19 protein-coding genes and 1 pseudogene are annotated in these 19,960 nt (G+C 41.6%); 8 read left to right on the forward strand and 12 right to left on the reverse strand.

The window, feature by feature from the left end:
- Positions 1 to 6: 6 nt before the first annotated feature.
- The 4 genes from DF947_RS21525 to DF947_RS21540 form a co-directional block, all read right to left on the reverse strand.
- Entirely contained in the window at positions 7 to 1,398 is a 1,392-nt protein-coding gene (locus tag DF947_RS21525; RefSeq protein WP_056095402.1) for a beta-propeller fold lactonase family protein, read from the reverse strand.
- Positions 1,399 to 1,401: 3 nt separating this feature from the next.
- Positions 1,402 to 1,998, reverse strand: a complete 597-nt coding sequence (locus DF947_RS21530) for a DUF305 domain-containing protein (protein WP_082489588.1) — start codon at positions 1,996 to 1,998, stop codon at positions 1,402 to 1,404.
- 92 nt (positions 1,999 to 2,090) lie between these two features.
- Complete coding sequence (locus DF947_RS21535) at positions 2,091 to 3,287, reverse strand: sulfite oxidase (RefSeq protein WP_008245487.1); 1,197 nt, start codon at positions 3,285 to 3,287, stop codon at positions 2,091 to 2,093.
- 295 nt (positions 3,288 to 3,582) lie between these two features.
- Positions 3,583 to 5,121 carry a SulP family inorganic anion transporter gene (locus tag DF947_RS21540; protein ID WP_088300340.1) on the reverse strand — a complete coding sequence of 513 codons (1,539 nt, stop codon included), beginning with the start codon at positions 5,119 to 5,121 and terminating at the stop codon, positions 3,583 to 3,585.
- Between the two features lie 270 nt (positions 5,122 to 5,391).
- Between DF947_RS21540 and nhaA the strand changes: the two are divergent.
- The 7 genes and pseudogenes from nhaA to DF947_RS21575 all read left to right on the forward strand — a co-directional run bounded on the left by nhaA (position 5,392) and on the right by DF947_RS21575 (position 10,409).
- Positions 5,392 to 6,565, forward strand: a pseudogene (gene nhaA, locus DF947_RS21545) (Na+/H+ antiporter NhaA).
- 58 nt (positions 6,566 to 6,623) lie between these two features.
- Positions 6,624 to 6,953, forward strand: a complete 330-nt coding sequence (locus tag DF947_RS21550) for an ArsR/SmtB family transcription factor (protein WP_088300341.1) — start codon at positions 6,624 to 6,626, stop codon at positions 6,951 to 6,953.
- A gap of 58 nt (positions 6,954 to 7,011) precedes the next feature.
- The gene (locus tag DF947_RS21555) at positions 7,012 to 7,482 is read left to right on the forward strand and encodes a DUF6428 family protein (RefSeq protein ID WP_088300342.1); all 471 of its coding nucleotides are present in this window, start codon (positions 7,012 to 7,014) and stop codon (positions 7,480 to 7,482) included.
- 17 nt (positions 7,483 to 7,499) lie between these two features.
- Positions 7,500 to 8,585, forward strand: coding sequence for an ACR3 family arsenite efflux transporter (arsB, locus tag DF947_RS21560; RefSeq protein WP_088300343.1), 1,086 nt, complete (start codon positions 7,500 to 7,502; stop codon positions 8,583 to 8,585).
- Positions 8,585 to 9,355 (forward strand): metallophosphoesterase family protein, encoded by a 771-nt coding sequence (locus tag DF947_RS21565; protein WP_088300344.1) that lies wholly within the window; start codon positions 8,585 to 8,587, stop codon positions 9,353 to 9,355. The genes arsB and DF947_RS21565 overlap by 1 nt, the downstream gene beginning before the upstream one ends.
- Before the next feature lie 3 nt (positions 9,356 to 9,358).
- Positions 9,359 to 10,096: a metallophosphoesterase family protein gene (locus DF947_RS21570; protein WP_088300345.1), complete on the forward strand. Its 738-nt coding sequence runs from the start codon at positions 9,359 to 9,361 to the stop codon at positions 10,094 to 10,096.
- A gap of 10 nt (positions 10,097 to 10,106) precedes the next feature.
- Entirely contained in the window at positions 10,107 to 10,409 is a 303-nt protein-coding gene (locus DF947_RS21575) for an ArsR/SmtB family transcription factor (protein WP_088300346.1), read from the forward strand.
- 929 nt (positions 10,410 to 11,338) lie between these two features.
- Here DF947_RS21575 and DF947_RS21590 read toward each other — a convergent pair.
- The 8 genes from DF947_RS21590 to DF947_RS21625 all read right to left on the reverse strand — a co-directional run bounded on the left by DF947_RS21590 (position 11,339) and on the right by DF947_RS21625 (position 17,673).
- Complete coding sequence (locus DF947_RS21590; protein WP_109932812.1) at positions 11,339 to 11,569, reverse strand: tautomerase family protein; 231 nt, start codon at positions 11,567 to 11,569, stop codon at positions 11,339 to 11,341.
- Between the two features lie 2 nt (positions 11,570 to 11,571).
- Positions 11,572 to 11,982 (reverse strand): cupin domain-containing protein, encoded by a 411-nt coding sequence (locus DF947_RS21595; RefSeq protein WP_109932814.1) that lies wholly within the window; start codon positions 11,980 to 11,982, stop codon positions 11,572 to 11,574.
- Between the two features lie 20 nt (positions 11,983 to 12,002).
- Positions 12,003 to 13,175, reverse strand: coding sequence for an NAD(P)-dependent alcohol dehydrogenase (locus tag DF947_RS21600; protein WP_109932816.1), 1,173 nt, complete (start codon positions 13,173 to 13,175; stop codon positions 12,003 to 12,005).
- Positions 13,172 to 13,579, reverse strand: coding sequence for a putative quinol monooxygenase (locus DF947_RS21605; protein ID WP_109932818.1), 408 nt, complete (start codon positions 13,577 to 13,579; stop codon positions 13,172 to 13,174). The genes DF947_RS21600 and DF947_RS21605 overlap by 4 nt, the downstream gene beginning before the upstream one ends.
- A gap of 11 nt (positions 13,580 to 13,590) precedes the next feature.
- Positions 13,591 to 15,564: a pyrroloquinoline quinone-dependent dehydrogenase gene (locus DF947_RS21610; RefSeq protein ID WP_205940832.1), complete on the reverse strand. Its 1,974-nt coding sequence runs from the start codon at positions 15,562 to 15,564 to the stop codon at positions 13,591 to 13,593.
- A 12-nt stretch (positions 15,565 to 15,576) separates the two neighbouring features.
- Complete coding sequence (locus DF947_RS21615; RefSeq protein WP_205940833.1) at positions 15,577 to 16,305, reverse strand: carboxymuconolactone decarboxylase family protein; 729 nt, start codon at positions 16,303 to 16,305, stop codon at positions 15,577 to 15,579.
- A gap of 5 nt (positions 16,306 to 16,310) precedes the next feature.
- Positions 16,311 to 16,784 (reverse strand): (R)-mandelonitrile lyase, encoded by a 474-nt coding sequence (locus DF947_RS21620; protein ID WP_109932820.1) that lies wholly within the window; start codon positions 16,782 to 16,784, stop codon positions 16,311 to 16,313.
- Between the two features lie 130 nt (positions 16,785 to 16,914).
- Positions 16,915 to 17,673, reverse strand: a complete 759-nt coding sequence (locus DF947_RS21625) for an SDR family NAD(P)-dependent oxidoreductase (RefSeq protein ID WP_109932823.1) — start codon at positions 17,671 to 17,673, stop codon at positions 16,915 to 16,917.
- Between the two features lie 159 nt (positions 17,674 to 17,832).
- On the opposite strand from DF947_RS21625, the gene DF947_RS21630 reads away from it, so the two are divergent.
- On the forward strand, positions 17,833 to 18,729 hold the full coding sequence (locus DF947_RS21630; protein WP_109932833.1) for a helix-turn-helix domain-containing protein: 897 nt from the start codon (positions 17,833 to 17,835) through the stop codon (positions 18,727 to 18,729).
- Positions 18,730 to 19,960 lie beyond the last annotated feature (1,231 nt).

The raw sequence follows: 19,960 nt of genomic DNA on the forward strand, positions 1-19,960 counted from the left end.
AATACATTAGTTACTGATCATCACCAGCTTTTTTGAAAGATCATCAATAAGAACCACATGTTTATAATCGGCGCCACCTGTTCCTACACTCTTAATTATCCCCGAGGATTGACCGCTAAAAGCTCCTTTTTCATCGGTCTTAAAAGAATTGATGACATAATCTGCGTTAAACGTATCATTTGAGGAGTTGGTTAACGCTAAAGTATACGAAGTATTTGGCTCGAGTTTTTTAAAGTCCTGTTGGACAAGATCAGTCAAGCCTACGCTTCTTACGTTTAGCATGCCTGATGACATTGAATTATCCTTATTCATCAATTTAATCACCTGACTTTTGTCTGCAAGATTAAGCGGGGTTAAATTTTCTTTTGAGGCATTTGCAGGGCTGGCATTAGCGGCGTACAACAATGCTTGCGGACATTGTCCAATAGCAATGGTTTTTACAACGGCCATTTTTACCAGATCAACCACTTGTACCTGGTCATCATTTTCTAATCCGACATATGCAAATTTACCATCTGCCGAAGTCCAGACGCCATGTGGCAATGATCCTGTCGCAACGCTATCAGTAAGCTTGAAATCTTGTGAAACACTAAATACTTTTAAGCTGTTTTCTCCGCCAATGGTTGCCAGCATCACAGGTGAATCATTAACTAAAGTAAAAGTGACATGGTTGGTAATTGGACCTGTATTTAGTACTGTATGTATCGTATTTGTCTCCGTGCTGATGACAGTGATCTTCCCTACATCCTTATGTGTCAATGCAATCCATTTCCCATCAGGACTACAGAATATATTTGGAGAAAATGGACTAACTACTGGAATACGCTTTACAATAGCATAAGAAGTTGCATTCACTACATCCACTTCTGCAGTAAAGCTGGAACAAATATAAGCCCATTTTCCATCTGGAGTAAAAGCAACCATTCCCGGGCCGTCGGCTACTGGAATTTGCTTGATTTCAATCAGTTTATTTGCATCAATTACGCTGATATACGATTCTCCTCTTACCGATATCCATGCCTGTGATCCTGAAGGGTTAAAGGTTGCCTCATGCGGTGAACGTCCGATATAAACAGTTTTTAAAACTTTATTTTTTGCTGTTGAAATAAAGGTTACTGAATTTGATCCAATGGAAACCGCTGCTAGTAATTGCCTTTTAGGGGAATAACCCAGGCCATGAACCAGGGCCTGTCCCTTATATAGAGGACTTAAGATATCAGGTTGGGGTTTACCAAGAACAATATTTCCTAATAGCGTTTGTGTTGAGGGATCTAAGACAGAAACCGTATTAGATATCTGATTGCCTGTATAAACCCTGTCTTGGGCATAGATTGATTGTGCTTTTGATTGTAGGGCAAAACTGAATATTAATAGCGTAAACAAGGATATCTTTTTCATATGTTAATGGGAGTTTGTAAATGTCTTCATTTGTTGGATTTCTATCTGTTCATCTGAGATAATATTCTCGGCCAGTCTTTTTACATTTTTATTTTTTCCATACCGCAACTCAACTTTAGCCATGTCGATGGCAGCCTGATGGTGAGGAAGCATTATCCTTGCAAAGGACAGATCAGTATCAGACAATTGTTTTTCTTCAGGCATTTGTTCCATCATCACTTTCATCATCTTCTGGTTGGCGTTTTGATGTTGGTTGCCTGTAGCGATAAATCCTTCAGGATGGCTGAGCAGGAGTCGCATTTGCTGAATCTGGGTTTGTTGCTCAGCTTTGATACTTTTAGCTAGCTGAATCATTTCTTTATTTTTTCCGGTCTTAATCTCTTCTTCTGCCATATCAATAGCACCCTGGTGATGTGGGATCATCATTTGTATGAAATCTCTGTCTGCAGATGTGGTAGCTGATATTTCATCCATCTTCATCATCATATGAGCCATTTGCCCAAGGAAGACATTTTTTTTAGTTGCCATTTGCATGTGTTCATGTTGTGCTCGTGCAGAGAAACTAGCAAATAGTAGAAGTATAGACGTGAATCTGATCATGGTTTGATGTAGAATATTAATTGTGATAAACTGTTTATGCCAAACAAGCCTTATGCGATAACCGCAAGATCCTGAAATTTGTTCTTATTGAGCTATATTACATCTACATCAATTGGCGAGATAAAATTAACCATGTAAGTTCTTCTGTCTAAATCATGCTCCATGGGTTGCGTTTTGCCATTTTGATCTGTCGCTCTAGCCATTAAACTATATCTTCCAGTCTTAGCAGGAACCACCCATTCAAATTCAAATAGCTGCCAGGCGAAAGGGATAGCAGGACCAATTAATTTTGCTGGTTGCCATGAATTTCCTTTATCCGTGCTTATTTCTACTTTCGATAGGTTACTATCACCTGACCATCCTGCACCCCTTACTTGATAAGGTTTTCCAGCCGGCACCGCTTCAAACAATACCGGCCTTGATATTTCAGACTTAACCAATGTAGTGGTTACGGGCGTCAAGGTAGGTAGTCCTTCAACACGCTTCCAGTAAGCATATTCAATCGTCTGCCAATAGCCATCAAACGGCTTTTCAGATGCAGTAATTTTCATCAGCCATTTCACAGATGCCATACCATACCATCCTGGAATAATTGCCCTTGCCGGGAAACCATGTTCAGCACTCAATGGTTTTCCATTCATTTCATAGGCGATGATGATGTGATCCTGCATTGCTATATTTAACGGAATGCTTCGGGCGAATTTGATTTTTCCTGGTGATTTCGGCTCTTCTGTAATCATCCCCTCATCATTCCCTTCCAAAATAATGTCTACCGTACCCACCTTTATGCCAGCCTTCTTTAACAATACGGATAAAGGTACTCCTGTCCATTCAGCATTGCTGATCCCACCTTGTTCCCATCCTAAACCCTTCACTTTTGGGGCGAGGTTAGCACGTCCGTTTCCGGCACATTCTATAGTAGCCATTACCTTTTTTGCAGGAAGCTTTTTAAGTTCGCTCAGATTGATCTTTATGACATGATTGGTGTTGCCGCCAATCTCTAATTCCCAATTTGTAGCATCAATATTGGGAATATTAAAATGACTCCTGATGAAGAACTGGTTATTTGGAGTAATCCTGTTTTTTAACGTAGGAAATGGAAACTCCATATTTAATGGCTTTTTCTCTCGCGTAATAAGTCCTGGAAAGTCATTGTCTTCTCTGGTTTGTTGAATCTCCTTCGCCGAAGCCCAGGATGGTATTGTTGCGCCAGCTATCACCGGGATAATTCCAGTAACAAAATTACGTCTGTTTAACGTGTAGTTTTGTGATGTTTTGTCGTTTTTCATTTCAATAAATGTAGGTGATTACAATATAGCCAAAAATCTCTCATAGGATAACTTGTATTCTTCCTTTTTCTTGATGGTTGAAAGGAAACAACTGTAGACTTTACTTCATCGCTGGCCTGCTAGAAAAGACACAATAGTTCTATAACTGTTTATCAAATACTCATCTCAATTTCTATCAAAAAACGGTGGAATAGTGATAGGACTAGCAGTCATCTTTCAAAAAACGAGGGAATAATGATAACGGAAATACTGGAGGAGCTATATAAAAAGCTCCATCCAAATTTCTAATTTATACTTAAGATTTGTCAATAGCGACACGATATGTCGGATCTTCATATATATTAACATCAATAACACTTTCAGCGTTTTTAAGTAGTAGCCTACAATCTTCGCTTAAATGTTTTAAATGAAGTTTTTTACCCGCGAGATGGTATCGTTCTGTTAACTTGTTTAATGCTTCAATAGCAGACATATCCGACACTCGACTGTCCTTAAAATCAACAATTACTTCAGATGGGTCTTCATTAACATCGAACTTTTCAGTGAACGCTGTAACTGAACCAAAAAACAATGGCCCATAAATTTCGTAGTGCTTGGTGCCACTTCCATCCACGAATTTTCTTGCACGAATCCTTTTTGCACTCTCCCAGGCAAAAACAAGTGCCGATATAATTACACCAATTAAAACTGCAAGGGCGAGGTTATGAAGCCAAATGGTGATCGCAGCCACCAGTATGCCAATAAATATATCTTGTTTTGGCATTTTATTGATGATCCGTAAACTGATCCACTCAAAGGTTCCTACGGCCACCATGATCATCACGCCTGTAAGGGCAGCCATTGGAACTAAACCAATTATCGGTGCGCCAAACAGAATGATAAGCAAAATAGTGAGTGCTGCCACTATGCCCGACAGGCGGGCTCTCGCCCCTGCTGAAAGATTTACCAAAGTCTGAGCAATCATTGGACATCCTCCCATACCATAGAAAAAGCCATTCAGAATATTGGCAATACCCTGAGCTATTGATTCACGGTTACCATTCCCCCTGGTTGCAGTAATTTCGTCTACTAGGTTAAGTGTTAACAGCCCCTCGGTAAGCCCAACTCCTGCCATGATCGCGGCATAGGGCAATATAATTTGAAAGGTTTCAAATGTCAATGGAATCTGAGGAATGTGAAATGGTGGAAACCCTCCGCTGACAGAGGCAATATCGCTTACTGTTTTAGTATCGATACCGAACCCGAGGACGACAAGAAAAACAACAATAATAGCAACCAGGGATGGTGGTACCGCCTTTGTTATCTTTGGAAAGAATAGTACGATAGCAATGGTAAGCGCAACCAACCCGGCCATGATTAAAAGTGGGCTACCGGTCAACCAGGCCTCTTTTCCATTGATGATGGTTTTGAACTGTTCAATCTGGGCCATGAATATAATAACTGCCAGTCCATTAACAAAGCCATACATTACCGGTTGGGGAACAAGTCTGATAAATTTCCCAAGCTTGAAAAGACCTACCAGGATCTGAAAGGCGCCGGCGAGGGCTACAGCGGCGAATACATATTCAATTCCATGCGCCTGCATCAAAGCAATCAGCACAACTACGACTGCTCCTGCACCGCCTGAGATCAGACCTGGACGACCGCCCAGAACTGAGGTTACAAGCCCCATAATAAAAGCTGCATAAAGACCGACCAAGGGGGGGAAACCCGCAAGGATAGCGAAGGAGAGCGATTCAGGCATCATGGTCATGGCCACAGTGATGCCAGCCAAAATTTCGGTTTTGTAGTTGACTTTTTGAGATAAGTCAAAAAAACGTGTACGTAAGAACATACCAATAAAATTAAAGGTCAAAAATTATAAAATAAGGGGCATTGCCCTAGCAAGGGATTATGCTAAGGGAGAAAAGAGTCACTGAAAGAATTCAGGGCTTTGTCACAGGGTTATATGAAACTTGTTTAACTTTTCTCATTTCGATTGATGCAAAAATAGAAAAATATTTTTAAAATCTGTCATTACCTATGGTTTTGCTCTGGTGTCTGAATTAACAGGAGGCAGATTTAGACCGTAAAAATGAAAATGTTATATTTGAAAAATATGCCAATGTCGATCAACAAAAAGGTTTTTAAAGACTTTTTCAACTCTACAACATCAAGTGGGATTATCTTATTTTCCTGTTTAATTTTGTCTTTAATAATAGCAAACTCGCCACTGGGTGAAGGCTTTGATAACTTTTTAGCGAATCAAATTGGATATGAAACCACCAGTTTACATTTAAAGTATTCTGTTGCGCTATGGATCAATGATGGCCTGATGGCCATTTTCTTTCTTTTGGTGGGACTTGAAATTAAAAGGGAAATTGTGGAAGGTGAACTTTCCTCACCTAAAAAGGCAATACTTCCGATTATATGTGCGATTGGTGGTGCCATTGTGCCGGCAATAATCTATACCATATTTAACCGTGATACGCCAACTGCTAGCGGATGGGGTATACCAATGGCTACAGACATTGCTTTTGCACTAGCCATTCTATCGCTCCTGAGTAAAGGTTCCACTTTCCCTAAAGATCTTTCTAGCTGCCCTGGCTATTGTTGATGATCTGCTTGCAATATTAGTAATCGCGGTATTTTACTCTTCGGATCTCCACTATATGAATATGGTTTATTCCGGGGCTATATTGATACTACTGTTCCTCTTTAATCGCTTCGGGTTAAAGAACCTTGCCTTTTACCTAATTCCAGGTATTTTTATCTGGTACTTTGTTCATCACTCAGGCATTCATGCAACTATTGCAGGAGTTTTGATAGCGCTTACACTACCCACAACAGCAGATCATAAAGAGTCTCCACTGGAAAAACTAGAGCATGCACTTACTAAACCCGTTAATTTTCTGATCATTCCAATATTTGCACTGGCCAACACCAACATCCGTTTTGAAAACGGCATGGTAGAAGGGCTTTTTACAGGTCTGGGAATGGGCATTGTGCTAGGTCTGGTTATTGGTAAATCTTTGGGTATATTATTTATATCATGGCTCAGCGTAAAGCTTAAGCTAAGTGAGCTACCTGAAAATGCAAAATGGGTTCATATCCTTGGTGTTGGCCTACTTGCAGGTATCGGGTTTACCATGTCCATATTTATATCAATCTTATCCTTCGCTGACCCGCTGCTTGTTCAGGAAGCAAAGTTTTCAATTCTTGTCGGCTCCGTAATATCAGGACTATTAGGTTATTTGATTTTAAACCTTAGCAGCAAAAAGAGAGATCAGAAGAATTAAAATTAATATTCTGATAAATTTGTTGTTTCATTAATAAATCGTAATATTGCAATATTATATGGGACTTACAAAAACCGAAATGTTTACCTCCGAGCAGAACCAGCTTGCTCAGCTATTAAAAGCAATGGCTCACCCTGCACGTATTGCTATTCTGCAAAGAATACTAGTTTTCAATACTTGTATTTGTGGAGATCTTGTAGAGGAGCTGGGTCTTGCCCAAGCTACAATCTCCCAGCATTTAAGGGAATTAAAGTCTGTCGGGATTATCCAGGGTACCATCGAAGGGGTTAGCGTTTGCTATTGCATAAACCCTGAAACATGGAAATTACTGGAAGCCCAAATCGGTGCCTTCCTTGGATCATATAAGCTAGAAGCTAGCTGCTGCTAGCTTTTTTTAATCAAATCAATCGTTTAATTGCAATATAAAAATACTTAAATCTTTAATTATGAAACTATCAGAAATAAAAGCCCACTTGGCGCAGGCTGAAAGCGTAAACTTTCAATTAGAAAACGGTACACCAGTTCCTGAACATTTCCATGTGACCGAAGTTGGTGTTGTTACTAAAGATTTTATTGATTGTGGCGGTACGGTACGTCATGAAAAAGTAGCCAACTTCCAACTTTGGGATGCCAACGATTTTGAGCATCGTTTGAAAGCAGGCAAGTTGCTAAACATCATATCTCTTTCTGAAGAAGTATTGGCGATGGAAGATCTGGAAATTGAGGTAGAATACCAGGCTCAAACTATTGGTAAATACGACCTTGGTTACGATGGTAAAAACTTCCTGCTTATTGCTAAGACAACAGCGTGCCTTGCTCCGGAACTATGTGGTGTTCCTGAAGTAAAACAAAAAGTACAATTTCAGAATCTTGCTGCTTCAGGATCAGCGTGTACACCAGGTGGCGGTTGCTGCTAAATAATCAATCATAAACTATGTCTGCAAACAACTGTGCACCTGCTGCCGAAAGAAGAAAATTAAGCTTTTTAGACCGGTACCTTACACTATGGATTTTTCTAGCGATGGGTATCGGTGTAGCTACCGGCTATTTTCTACCATCTTCCTCCGGATTTATAAACTCGTTTTCCAGTGGAACCACAAACATCCCATTAGCTATCGGACTGATCTTAATGATGTATCCGCCACTTGCTAAGGTGAAATATGAAAAGATGGGAGAAGTTTTTAAAGACACTAAAGTCTTAAGCGTATCCCTGGTTCTGAATTGGGTAATTGGTCCACTTCTAATGTTTTTTTTAGCAATCACTTTTTTAAGAGATTATCCGGAATATATGGTTGGGCTGATCCTTATTGGCCTGGCAAGGTGTATTGCTATGGTGGTGGTCTGGAACGAGCTTGCAGAGGGTAACAGGGAATATGCAGCAGGCTTGATTGCACTGAACAGCATTTTTCAGGTATTGCTCTACAGTGTGTTTGCTTATATCTTTATTACCGTTTTGCCACCTTTTTTTGGTCTGGAGAGCCTTGAAGTAAACATCACCATTTCCGAGATTGCTAAAAGCGTAGGAATCTACCTGGGGCTTCCCTTTGCAATGGGTATAATCAGTCGGTACGGCCTTATTAAACTGAAAGGTGAAGACTGGTTTCAAAACAAGTTTATCCCGCTGATTTCCCCAATTACTTTGATAGCGCTACTTTTTACTATCGTAATTATGTTTAGCCTGAAGGGCGAACTGATTGTACAAATTCCAATGGATGTAGTGAGAATTGCTATACCCCTTGTTATTTATTTTTCTATCATGTTTGTGATCAGCTTTTTTGCTGGCCGTTACTTCGGTGCAGACTATTCAAGAAGTACATCAATTGCTTTTACGGCCACAGGAAATAATTTCGAACTGGCCATAGCAGTTGCTATTGGTGTTTTTGGAATCAATTCGGGACAAGCATTTGCGGGCGTTATTGGCCCTTTGGTTGAAGTCCCGGCACTGATTGCCCTGGTCAACCTTGCTTTTTACTTCCGCAAGAAATACTATCCGTCAAAAAAATTAAACACCATACATTAATGAGAATTGCACTTTTTTCAGATATCCATGCTAATCTTCCTGCCCTGGAAGCCTTTTTTAAACACGTTGAAACCAGAAACACTGATGCAATTTATTGCCTTGGAGATTTAGTTGGATATAACATCTGGCCAAACGAAGTAATAGATGAAATTCGCAAACGAGGCATACCAACTATCGCAGGAAATTATGACTGGGGCATTGGCAGGTCTAGTGATGATTGCGGTTGTGCCTATAAAACAGAAGAAGAAAAAGCATTAGGTAAGGTTTCTATCTCCTACACAAACGAAGTGGTAAGGGACGAACAGCGTGCTTATCTAAGAACCCTTCCTGCTCACATTAGACTAGAATACCAGTTGAACCACGATAAACGCAATATTCTGTTTGTACATGGTAGCCCCCGTAAGGTCAATGAATACCTTTTTGAAGACCGTGATGAAAAAAGCATGCTTCGGATCATGGAACAGGCAGATGCAGATATTATGTGTTTTGGCCATACCCACAAGCCTTATCATAGAATTTTAAACTCAGGGAATGAAGGTGCGGATCATTTCAGGCATGCCATTAATATTGGCTCAGTAGGTAAACCAAAAGACAGCGACCCAAGGGGTGGTTATGTTATTTTAACCATCAACCCTGATAGTACAGTAAACAATAAGGACAGTGTTAAAGTCGAATTTATTCGCTTTGAGTATGATATAGAAAAGGCAGCTAAAGCCGTAGAGGATAGTCCTCTTCCGAATGAATATGCAGACATGTTGCGTAGAGGATAAGGTATGAGAATAGCACTATTTTCAGATATTCATGCCAATCTACCTGCATTTAAATCAATGTTAGACGATATGGATGACCAAAAACCCGATGCCGTTTATTGTCTCGGTGATCTGGTGGGATACCACATCTATCCAAACGAAATTATCCAGGAGATCCGTAAGCGTGGAATCGGAACTTTGAAAGGTAATCATGACCAGAAGGTTGAAAAATTAATTACAACCCCGAATAGTCTCCAGGAGCCAGGGAAGAATTATGCGTATCATTTAATCAGCCAGGATAATAGAGATTACCTGAAGACACTGCCTGCGCACATTAAATTGGAATACAAACTACAATCCGAAACACTCAATCTTGTTTTTGCCCACGGCAGCACCAGAAGTATAGATGAATATATTTTAATAGATACGGATGAAAAGTATGTTTTAGATATGATGCAGGAAGCAGGTGCAGACATGCTCTTTGTTGGTCATTCTCACAAGCCTTACCATCGTATTTTAGAGGATAATGATAATAAGTTTAAGCACGTAGTTAACCTCGGGTCGGTAGGAAAGCCTAAAGACGGAGATCCCAGGGGCTGCTATGTGATACTTACCATTGCTGCAGACAGCTCCCTATCAGATAAAAACAGCATACAGGTAGAGTTTATAAGGTTTGAATATGACGTAGAAGCCTCAGCAAGAGCTATTGAAAATAGTTTGTTGCAAAGTGAATTTGCAGATGCATTGCGACTAGCCAAATAACACTAACCAAATGGAGGTCAACACCAGAGACTATGCGCCAATAGAAAAGCAGCTTGCAAAGTTCATGCGGGTCTTGGCACACCCAGCCCGGATGGCTATAATGATCCGGCTTGCAAGGAAAGAAAGTTGTACTGAAGGAGTAATAAACGATCTGCCAATTGAAGAATCTTCAGTTGCAAAGCATCTTAAAGCCTTAGAAGTTGCTGGACTTATAAAAGGGAATACCTCAAATTTACGATCACGTTATTGCATTAACTGGTACGCCTTTTGGATTTCTCTGAACAATTTAATTTGCTATTTAACAGTTTTTTAGAGCAAGCACCAATTCAAAGCTGCAAGACCAAGGTTTAAGCTATCTATGATAGTTCAGCTAGGGGTTCTAATACACGGCAGAGCAAGAGAAATATTGCGATCATTATTTCTCTTCTTCCAATTATCAAAAAACGGTCGTTTCTTGATAATACAAAAATGGGCGAAACAATTCATTGAAGAGGCTATTGGAATAGATTTCAAAATGATAAATTCCTTGGTAAAACTTATAGTAATTTCTTTTTACGATACTGCCTTTCCACCTTATTGTTTAACAAATTCTCAAAATCAACTATCGCTTCGCAATGCTCATAAAAGTTCGAACTTCCGCGGATTGACTCTACAGAACAGGAGCAACAAGCCCTTAATAACTTGATTATTAAGGGCTTATTTGTGTTCGAAAACGGCTGTTTATTTCACAAGCCTAAAACAACGTCAAAACACGAGTTTATAAACCTCTATTTATTAGATAGTTACAAAAAAGAACAGTGTTCGATTCCGCTCCAGGGGCAAAACATTTTATATCTATTGGGCGTTGCTATCTGTATGGAGCAAACTTTCTTCATTCGAATTGTTTACAAGTTCAACTATTGACGGAACAATTAAATTTAATAGCGCCTTCTTGCTCCTGAAAAATTTTTGCTTTACAGGTTGTTCGGAAACTCTTTTGGCTTTTCTCATACATAAGTTGACATCGAGATATCATTTATTAATCCATGCCTTTAATTGAGAGAGGCGAAACCTCTTGACTGTCTGGATAGTCTTGATCGCTTGCGCATCCGAAAAAGGCGCAAATAACGGTAGAGATTTTACTTCATCCATAGTAACATCATTATTTCTGCTAAATCCAGATTTATTCATCCGGAAATTATCGGCATCATTAGTAACGCAACATCTAAAATAGGTTTCATCATCCTGCAATATCCCTTTCTGCTACTTCAAATGATCATAACCCGGCTTTTTATAAAGCTGATCCCAATGCCCGATAATATCGGGCTTATTCACTTTTTCGACCCAGTCTGCTTTCTCAACATCTTCAACGCTGATGGTGATATTGGCCTCATCTGCTCCGACCGAAACTTTTACAGCCTCCGTGATTGCTTCACTAAGGTTTCTTTTCTCTTCATCGGTTTTACCGACTATTTTAACGTGAATATGTGGCATAATTATTTAAAGCTTAAATATTGTTCATCTGTTACGGGTTCGAGCCAATCAACCACTCCTTTTTCTGTATTGATACCAACCGCATAATGGGTAAACCGGCTATTTGGCGTTGCTCCGTGCCAATGTTTAACGCCCGGCAACACATTAATCACGTCTCCTACCTTAATTTCCTTTATTGGCGAACCTTCTTCCTGGTAGTAGCCAATACCTTGCGTAACGATAAGTATCTGGTTACTCGGGTGAGTATGCCAATTATTTCTGCAACCGGGCTCAAAAATCACCTCCCCTATTCCACAATTGGTTACTTCATCAGCTACGACACGCATTTTTAGCCAGGCAGTACCTGTAAAATATTGTTCAGCCACTGGTCCGAATCCTTCCGGAGCTGTGTATTTTTGTTCTTTCTCTTCCATTATATCAAAATTAAAAATTATTATAGTGTAGCCGCATCAATTACGTAACGGTATCTGGCTTCCTTGTTCACCACCTTATCCCATGCATCATTGATCTCCGATGCCTTGATGATTTCAATCTCCGGATAAATCTTATTTTCTGCGCAAAGGTTCATCACTTCCTGAGTTTCAGGAATACCACCTATCAGAGAGGCATTAAAATTTACACGGCTAAAAAAGAATTTAGCATTATCAATCTTAAACTCACCATTAATGGGCTGGCCAACCTGGGTAAAAAAACCATTGGGCTTAACACACACCGCATAATCAGAAAGTTCATACGCGTAAGGTATTGTTGAAATCATATAATCGAGCTTGCCTGCATATGGCTTTAGCTTATCCAATGAATTCACTACGATCACTTCTTTTGCACCGAACGACAGAATATCCTGACGCTTGCTTTCACTGGTGGTGAAAGCATATACCTCTGCCCCCTTATTTACGGCCAGCTTAATTGCCAGATGGCCCAAACCCCCAATACCGACAACACCTACTTTATCGCCTTTATTAAAGTTAGCTTTCATTAGCGGCGAATAGGTTGTAATGCCTGCACACAGTAAAGGTGCTGCATGCTGTAGGCTGATGTTTTTAGGTATATGAATGGCAAAATGCGCTTTTACCACAATATTGTTTGAATATCCGCCCTGTGTAATGCCCGACGGTGAGGTTTTGTCGGGTGCACCATAAGTACCCACCATGCCAGTAGTTTCGCAATGGTGCTCCTCACCGTTTTTACAACTGGTGCAAGTCATGCAGCTATCTACCATGCAGCCTACGCCTGCCTGGTCTCCAACCTTAAACTTGGTTACGTTTTTACCTACCGCAGCAACCACCCCGGCAATTTCATGCCCCGGCACCTGCGGATAAACTTGGTTTCCCCAGTGCCCGCGAATGGTGTGGATATCTGAATGGCAAATGCCTGAAAATTTGATGTCTATCAGAATGTCGTTGTCACCAACCTCGCGACGTTCAAAATCCCACACCCGTAACTTCCCTGCCTTATCTAAGCCGGCATAGCCTTTTGTTTTTATATTTTTACTCATCTTGTTATGGTTTTGCTGTGAAAAAAGTCTTATCGGTTTGGAGAGCATTAATCCCGCGGCGGCCAAAGCTGTGCTGCGGATAAATTTTCTTCTTGATCTGCTGTCTTTCATTTTTGTGATTTTTTTAAAAGCTCAGGTTTGATTTCTATAGCAATGGGCGATACTTCGATTAGCTCAAGCGACTTCACCATCTTTAGCGTTCCGTTCTTATATTTTAGGAAGTGGGGCGTTTTTAAGTGAAATTGATAGGCATCCTCATTCGCATAAACTTCAAGAACCGTTACAGCTGTTGGATTGGCCTGATCATATACCGCCTGCAGTGCCACCACCCTGGCTTCTACCTTTACCGCAACAGCTGCATGTTCGGCCAGTGCAGCCTTATATTCATTGAGGTATTCCGGATAAATGGCTATTCTGGCTATGCGGTACTTCCTGCTATCGGCCTGTGCGGTTGCATTTGTGATGTTCATGGCAATTAAGCTTATTAGCATTAAAAGGAACTGTTTTGCTCTCATGGTGGTTTAATTTAATTTAGACATAATACAATAAGCTCGGGGGCAAGATTGGCACCTCCGGTTGCTACAGCAATATATTGTTTACCATTCAGCATATAGGTGATTGGGGCAGCAGTTGCATTTCTTGGCAGGTCAATCTTTCCGACCATTTTTCCGCTAACTTTATCATAAGCAACAATAGCCGGGTCGATGACCTGAAATTTTGGCCCGGATGATCTGGCTTTTTCGCCGGCTTCTCCGCCACCCATTTCCTCCCTTTGGGTACTTCCCTCCTGCGCAACAAAAAGCAAGGTTTTGGTAAGCAGGATATGACTTCTGGTAGAGCGCCCAAGCGGCGATTTTGCAAAGGGTTTAAGTGCCGGAACCGTGGTAGACATATCGCCCATAGGTTTCATCCACTTATGATCTCCGGTATGCATATCTATTGCGGTCAACCTTCCGTAGGGCGGTTTCCATAGTGGAATACCATCAATGGTTTCTACAGCTACGGTTTTTCCATCGTAACCGATGTGTGGTATGGCCGATTTTTCCAGTGTTACCGCATAAGGGATGGTATTTGAAGGAACGTAAAACATTCCCGTTTCCGGATCAAATGCAGCGCCCGCCCAGCTCGCCCCTCCGGCAATACCCGGCATCAGTATGGTAGGTTTATCCAGTGTTGGCGGGGTAAACAAAGGGCCGTGGTTGAACTTGTTTAAAACAGCCATTGCCGAGTCTCGCAGTGCCGGGGTGTAATCCACTACGTCGTCAGGCGTGATTCCCTGGCGGTCAATTGCAGCCGGCCGGGTTGGAAAAGGCTGTGTATGCGACGACTTTTCGCCAGGAACGGTTGATTGCGGTACCGCCTTTTCCACGATATCCCAAACCGGCTTACCTGTAACGCGGTCAAATACATATACAAACCCCTGTTTGGTCACCTGGGCAACCGCCTTAACCGGCTTGCCGTTTACATTGATATCAATCAGGTTTGGCGCAGCCGGCGGATCGTAATCCCAAAGGCCGTGGTGCACCAATTGAAAATGCCAGATACGCTTTCCTGTTCTGGCATCAAGGGCTACGAGGCTTTCGCCGAACAGTCCCGAGCCTAACCTTCCGCCACCATAATTATCATTTGATGGGGTACTAAAGGGCAGGTACACATATCCTAGCTCCTCGTCGGCGCTTACCGGTGCCCATACATTGGCGCTGCCAACCGTTTTCCACGAACCGGCTTCCCAGGTATGGTTTCCAAATTCACCTTTTTGAGGAATGGCATTAAACTTCCATACCTGCTTTCCCGTACGTACATCGAAGCCACGAACGGCACCGGGGGGCATCGTTTCACTCACCGGCACGTCATGTACCTTGGTACCCACCACCACAACATCTCTGCAGATAATGGGTGCCGACGATACGCCGTAGAGTTTCCGGTTAACGGTTCTGCCGAGGCCCTGCGTAAGATCGATACGCCCGGCATTTCCAAAGGAATCTACCGGTTTGCCCGTGTTGGCATTTACTGCGATTAAATAACCATCGCCGGTACCGAGCAGGATGCGCTCATCCTGTCCGTCTTTCCAGTAGGCTACTCCCCGGTGCACAAATCCATTGTTTGATGGCGTTCCGTTTTTCCAGGTTTCGGGGTCATACACCCATTTTGTTTTTCCACTCGCCGCATCAATGGCTGCAACCTGCGAAAGTGAGGTACTGATGTACAAAACGCCCCCGATCATTAATGGGGTAGATTCCCAAACCCAGCTTTTAATTTCCGGGTGCGCTTTGGTTATTTCTTCCTCAACCGACCGCCAGGTCCATGCAATATGCAGGTCCTTAAAGTTTGCCGAATCAATCTGGCTCAGGGATGAATATTGAGAACTGCCCTTATCACTGCCGTAGTTTTTCCACTCATTTGCCGAACCTTGTGTAGTTTGGGCAAAACTGCCGGTAAAACTGATTGACAGCGAAACTACCAGGATGCTACAAAAGATATTCTTTTTTCCGATCATCATATTTGGTAAGTTTTATGGTTTTCTGGATGCCAATACTTTGCGCAGTGTTTCTCTGGCGAGGTTGCCCTGGGTGGTGTTTATGGATTTATCGATCAGCTCAAAGGCGCTTTTAAGTTCCGTTTCACTAATACCGGTATTCATGCCCATGCCGATATGCGCCTGGAGCTGGGGCGCCACACCCGTCATTGCTGCCAGGGCAGAAATGGTAATAAGTTCACGCGTTTTGAAGCTCAGCACATCGCGATTAAAGATATCGGCAAAAAGATGCTCTTTCAGGAAGGAATCAATGGCCGGTGCAAAAGCATTGGCACCGCTCAGTTTCTTTTCTTCTACCCCGGTCAGGGTTTGAAGATTTTTTTTGCCCGATTGATATTTGTCTGCTATTGCCATATCCCCGGAGGTTTTTCCCTCAACATCACTAATCCCCTTTGCCTTGCGCTCATCCAGAACGGCTATGAAGGCGTTAATGGCATTAAGGCTTCTGGGAAACCCGCAGTAAGCATACAGCTGAACCAGTGTTTCCTTAATTTCATTAACCGTTAGTCCGGCATCAAGGCCCAGGTTTAAACTTTTCTTTAATTTAGGTATATCCCCGATGGCTGTCAGCGCCGAAATATCGACAATTTGTTGTTCTTTTTTATCCAGTTGTTCCATGTTGTTCTTTTTTTGCTGTGCAGCCGAAGCTAACGTAAAGCAGGTGATCAGCACCATTAAAAAATTTGAAAAAACGCGTTTGCCCATAAATTTTATTGTTTTGCTATTTCTCCGTTATACTCCCCGTCGGTAACCGGCCTTAACCAGGTTACCACACCTTTATCGGCATTTGGGTTTAACGATAAATGTGTCATGCTGCTTCCGGGTGATGCTCCATGCCAGTGCTCTACATTTGGCGGACAGGTAATAACCTCCCCCTTATGGATAATCTGAATGGGTTTTCCTTTTTGCTGCGTATAGCCTGTTCCGCTTATGACCATTAAAATCTGCCCGGCATTATGGGTGTGCCAATAGCTGCGTGCTCCGGGAGAAAATGTAACACTTCCCGCTACCAGGTTGAAAATACTATCACGGGGCAACAAGGGCTGCACGTAAACGGTTCCTGTAAAGTTTGCCTGCGTTAACTTTCCCTTCGGAAAAATATCGCCATTGCCCTGCTCCTGTGCCCAGCAGTTCGTTACCCCCATGGCTATAAGGGCAGTAAATAATATGGTTTTCAGCTTCATTGCTTATTCATTTTGGTTTTAATTCCTGAGTATTAAATCTGAGTATTACTATTGCCTTTGTCCGCTCTGCAAAAGGTATTACTACATGGATCACATTATGTTTAACCTAAGTGAAGTTGATCAGGTCGGGTTAAATGGTCAGTCCGCCGTCTACAACCAGGTTATGGCCAACAATCATGCTGGCAGCATCACTGCATAGAAATAGCACTGCAGCGGCAATTTCTTCAGGGCGGCCCATACGGCCAATTGGCACCATGGTCAACATCCCGTCGAGCGCCTCCTTCTGTCCACCGGCGATCATTTCTTTTGCCATTCCGGTATAAAATAAGCCGGGGCTCACACAATTGATTCGGATACCGCGACCGGCATACTCAACAGCGGCACTGGTGGTAATTCCGATTACACCGTGTTTGGCACCATGGTAAACACCACGTTGGGCACCTGCACGGATTCCGCCTATAGAGGAACAGTTTACGATTGCACCGCTTCCCTGTTGTTTCATGTATTGCAATTCGTATTTCATGCAGCTCCATATACCGCGGTAGTTAATGCTGTTTACACGCTCAAAATCCTCTATGGTTTGGTCGGCAGCTTCGGCCAGCAGGTTTTGTACACCCGCATTGTTATAGGCATAATCCAGCTTACCGAAATGTGCCACAGTTTTTTTCACCATATCGTGCACCTGGGCATCGTCAGATACATCGCATTTAATCGGTAATGTTTTGTATCCTTCTGCTGCCAGCTTCTCGGCAGCCAGGGTAACTTCTTCCAGGTTCCAATCGGCCATGGCCACCAATGCACCTGCCTTTGCAAATTCCCATGCAGTTGCAAGGCCTAATCCTGATGCAGCACCTGTAACCAGTGCTACTTTTCCTTCCATTATATTCATAACTTTATATTATCTTTTCGACAATACAAAGGTCTAGCCAACCGGCCAATAATTTCTTACCATGGTTACAGGTTTACTTACCACTTTTACAGGTTTGGGATAGAAAATTGGTTCTGAATGGGAATAGCGGTAAATTTGGAGAAGATTTTAATAAAGGTTATGGATAAAGTATTGAGAATTGATACCGTAAGTGAACATGATAAGTTTTATCATCAGCAAAACCTGCACCCACAGGTGAGCATTATCGATTTCCACGGTACGGCTCCCGAGGTTTACGCATCGAAAATGAACTTTGGCTTTTATGCCGTTTACCTGAAGGATGTTCAATGCGGCGATATCAAATATGGCCGTGATACCTATGACTATCAGGACAGAACCTTGGTGTTTGTGGCCCCCGGGCAGATTATCAATGTAGACATCAATGAGGATTACAAACCCTCGGGCTATGCGCTGCTTTTTCATCCCGACCTGATCCACGGCACCTCATTGGGCAAGCATATCGATAACTATAACTTTTTTTCTTACGAGACGCGTGAAGCGCTGCATCTTTCTGAAAAAGAAAGAAAAATTGTACTCGACTGTTTTGAAAAGATCAGGTATGAGCTTGAGCAGGGAACCGATAAGCACAGCAAAATGCTGATAGCGGCCAATATTGAGCTTTTTCTCAATTATTGCGTCCGATTTTACGACCGCCAGTTTATTACGCGGAATGAGGCCAACAAGAGCAACATTGAAAAATTCGAAAGTTTATTAAAGGGGTATTTCCAGTCTGACAAGCCACAATTATTAGGTATTCCGGCGGTAACCTGGTGTGCTGAACAATTGCATCTTTCTCCAAACTATTTTGGTGACATGGTGAAGAAAGAAACCGGAAAAACGGCGATGGAGTATATACAGCTAAAAGTAATGGATATTGCCAAAGAACGGATAATGGGCAGTAATATGTCGATCAGCGAAATTGCCTATGAGCTTGGTTTTAAGTATCCGCAGCATTTCACAAGGGCTTTCAAAAAATCGGTTGGGTATGCTCCGAATGAGTATCGCTCAATGAATTAAAGATATTATTGGAAAGTATGGGCCAATGTTATTCCCTTTCATGAAATTTATTTCCATTTGCGAGTCTTACTTTCGTGTTACTAATTTAGGTTGTTGCTTTAATCCATAATAGGAAGATTACCTCAGTAACATTTATGAATAGTCAATATTTCCAGTATTTAAGTTCGGCATGTTGTACGCTCTTTAAGATTAGAATGTAAACATAGATTCTAATACTTTTTCTTCCTATACTGGTCTTCGAATTCACTCTTCAACACATTCTAAAAACTTACAATAATTACACAGTGCTCAAATAAGGTCGAACTTCCGCGGATTGACTCTACAGAACGAGAACAATAAGCCCTTAATAAACTGATTATTAAGGGCTTATTGGTGTTCGAAAACGGCTGTTTATTCCACAAGCCTAAAACAACGTCAAAATAAGCGTTTATAAACATCTATTTATTAGATAGTTACAAAAAGAACAGTGTTCGATTCCGCTCCAGGGGCAAAACATTTTATATCTATTGGGGGCTGCTATCTGTATGGAGCAAATTTTCTTTATTCGAATTGTTTACAAGTTCAACTATTGACTCAACAATTAAATTTAATAGCGCCTTCTCGCTCTTAGAAAATTTTCCCTTTACAGGACGTTCGGAAATTCTTTTGGCCTTTCTCATACTTTACTTAACGTATAACTACCGTCTTATGTCATACAGCTTGATATTTGCACCCTATTTCATATATTGCATAAACCTAAACTCAAACGTCCATATGAAAAATAGCCCTCAGTTAATCTTTCTTCAAAAGTTCCCTTCCATGGAAACAAAATATAGCTCGCGACAAACAAATGGATCTTTAACAGAAAGCTAAGGCCATGTTTAGCATTTGCATAGAAAGGCTATGAATTTTTAATTAATAGGATAGAATTAAGTTTAACGCATTACTTAGGTGGCTTGTTCAAAACAGCAATCGTCGTCCTTAAGACCAAAAGAAGATCGCAAACAAAAACTTAACTAATTATTTTATATTTAAAAAAATTAGTCAATATGTTTAATAACATCGTTTTTGTTGGCGGCATTCATGGTGTGGGAAAAAGCACCGTATGTCGTCAAATCTGCTCTGATTGGGGATTTCAGCAATAGTATCCACTCGGTTTTATTCCAAAGTGTGCAGCCGACTTTTTGCCTCTGGGGTTTGATTCAAGTAGCTTAAAGGAGGTCAAATATAATCTTCTCTCCCCAATTTTACA

This window comes from Pedobacter paludis, from assembly GCF_003173575.1.
In the GTDB taxonomy this organism is placed as follows: domain Bacteria; phylum Bacteroidota; class Bacteroidia; order Sphingobacteriales; family Sphingobacteriaceae; genus Pedobacter; species Pedobacter paludis.

Excerpts from the sequence above, each read along its gene's own strand:
- DF947_RS21525 (WP_056095402.1), bottom strand. The coding sequence starts at position 1,398 with ATGAAAAAGATATCCTTGTTTACGCTATTAATATTCAGTTTTGCCCTA.
- DF947_RS21530 (WP_082489588.1), bottom strand. The coding sequence starts at position 1,998 with ATGATCAGATTCACGTCTATACTTCTACTATTTGCTAGTTTCTCTGCA.
- DF947_RS21535 (WP_008245487.1), bottom strand. The coding sequence starts at position 3,287 with ATGAAAAACGACAAAACATCACAAAACTACACGTTAAACAGACGTAAT.
- DF947_RS21540 (WP_088300340.1), bottom strand. The coding sequence starts at position 5,121 with ATGTTCTTACGTACACGTTTTTTTGACTTATCTCAAAAAGTCAACTAC.
- DF947_RS21550 (WP_088300341.1), top strand. The coding sequence starts at position 6,624 with ATGGGACTTACAAAAACCGAAATGTTTACCTCCGAGCAGAACCAGCTT.
- DF947_RS21555 (WP_088300342.1), top strand. The coding sequence starts at position 7,012 with ATGAAACTATCAGAAATAAAAGCCCACTTGGCGCAGGCTGAAAGCGTA.
- arsB (WP_088300343.1), top strand. The coding sequence starts at position 7,500 with ATGTCTGCAAACAACTGTGCACCTGCTGCCGAAAGAAGAAAATTAAGC.
- DF947_RS21565 (WP_088300344.1), top strand. The coding sequence starts at position 8,585 with ATGAGAATTGCACTTTTTTCAGATATCCATGCTAATCTTCCTGCCCTG.
- DF947_RS21570 (WP_088300345.1), top strand. The coding sequence starts at position 9,359 with ATGAGAATAGCACTATTTTCAGATATTCATGCCAATCTACCTGCATTT.
- DF947_RS21575 (WP_088300346.1), top strand. The coding sequence starts at position 10,107 with ATGGAGGTCAACACCAGAGACTATGCGCCAATAGAAAAGCAGCTTGCA.
- DF947_RS21590 (WP_109932812.1), bottom strand. The coding sequence starts at position 11,569 with ATGCCACATATTCACGTTAAAATAGTCGGTAAAACCGATGAAGAGAAA.
- DF947_RS21595 (WP_109932814.1), bottom strand. The coding sequence starts at position 11,982 with ATGGAAGAGAAAGAACAAAAATACACAGCTCCGGAAGGATTCGGACCA.
- DF947_RS21600 (WP_109932816.1), bottom strand. The coding sequence starts at position 13,175 with ATGAAAGACAGCAGATCAAGAAGAAAATTTATCCGCAGCACAGCTTTG.
- DF947_RS21605 (WP_109932818.1), bottom strand. The coding sequence starts at position 13,579 with ATGAGAGCAAAACAGTTCCTTTTAATGCTAATAAGCTTAATTGCCATG.
- DF947_RS21610 (WP_205940832.1), bottom strand. The coding sequence starts at position 15,564 with ATGATGATCGGAAAAAAGAATATCTTTTGTAGCATCCTGGTAGTTTCG.
- DF947_RS21615 (WP_205940833.1), bottom strand. The coding sequence starts at position 16,305 with ATGGGCAAACGCGTTTTTTCAAATTTTTTAATGGTGCTGATCACCTGC.
- DF947_RS21620 (WP_109932820.1), bottom strand. The coding sequence starts at position 16,784 with ATGAAGCTGAAAACCATATTATTTACTGCCCTTATAGCCATGGGGGTA.
- DF947_RS21625 (WP_109932823.1), bottom strand. The coding sequence starts at position 17,673 with ATGAATATAATGGAAGGAAAAGTAGCACTGGTTACAGGTGCTGCATCA.
- DF947_RS21630 (WP_109932833.1), top strand. The coding sequence starts at position 17,833 with ATGGATAAAGTATTGAGAATTGATACCGTAAGTGAACATGATAAGTTT.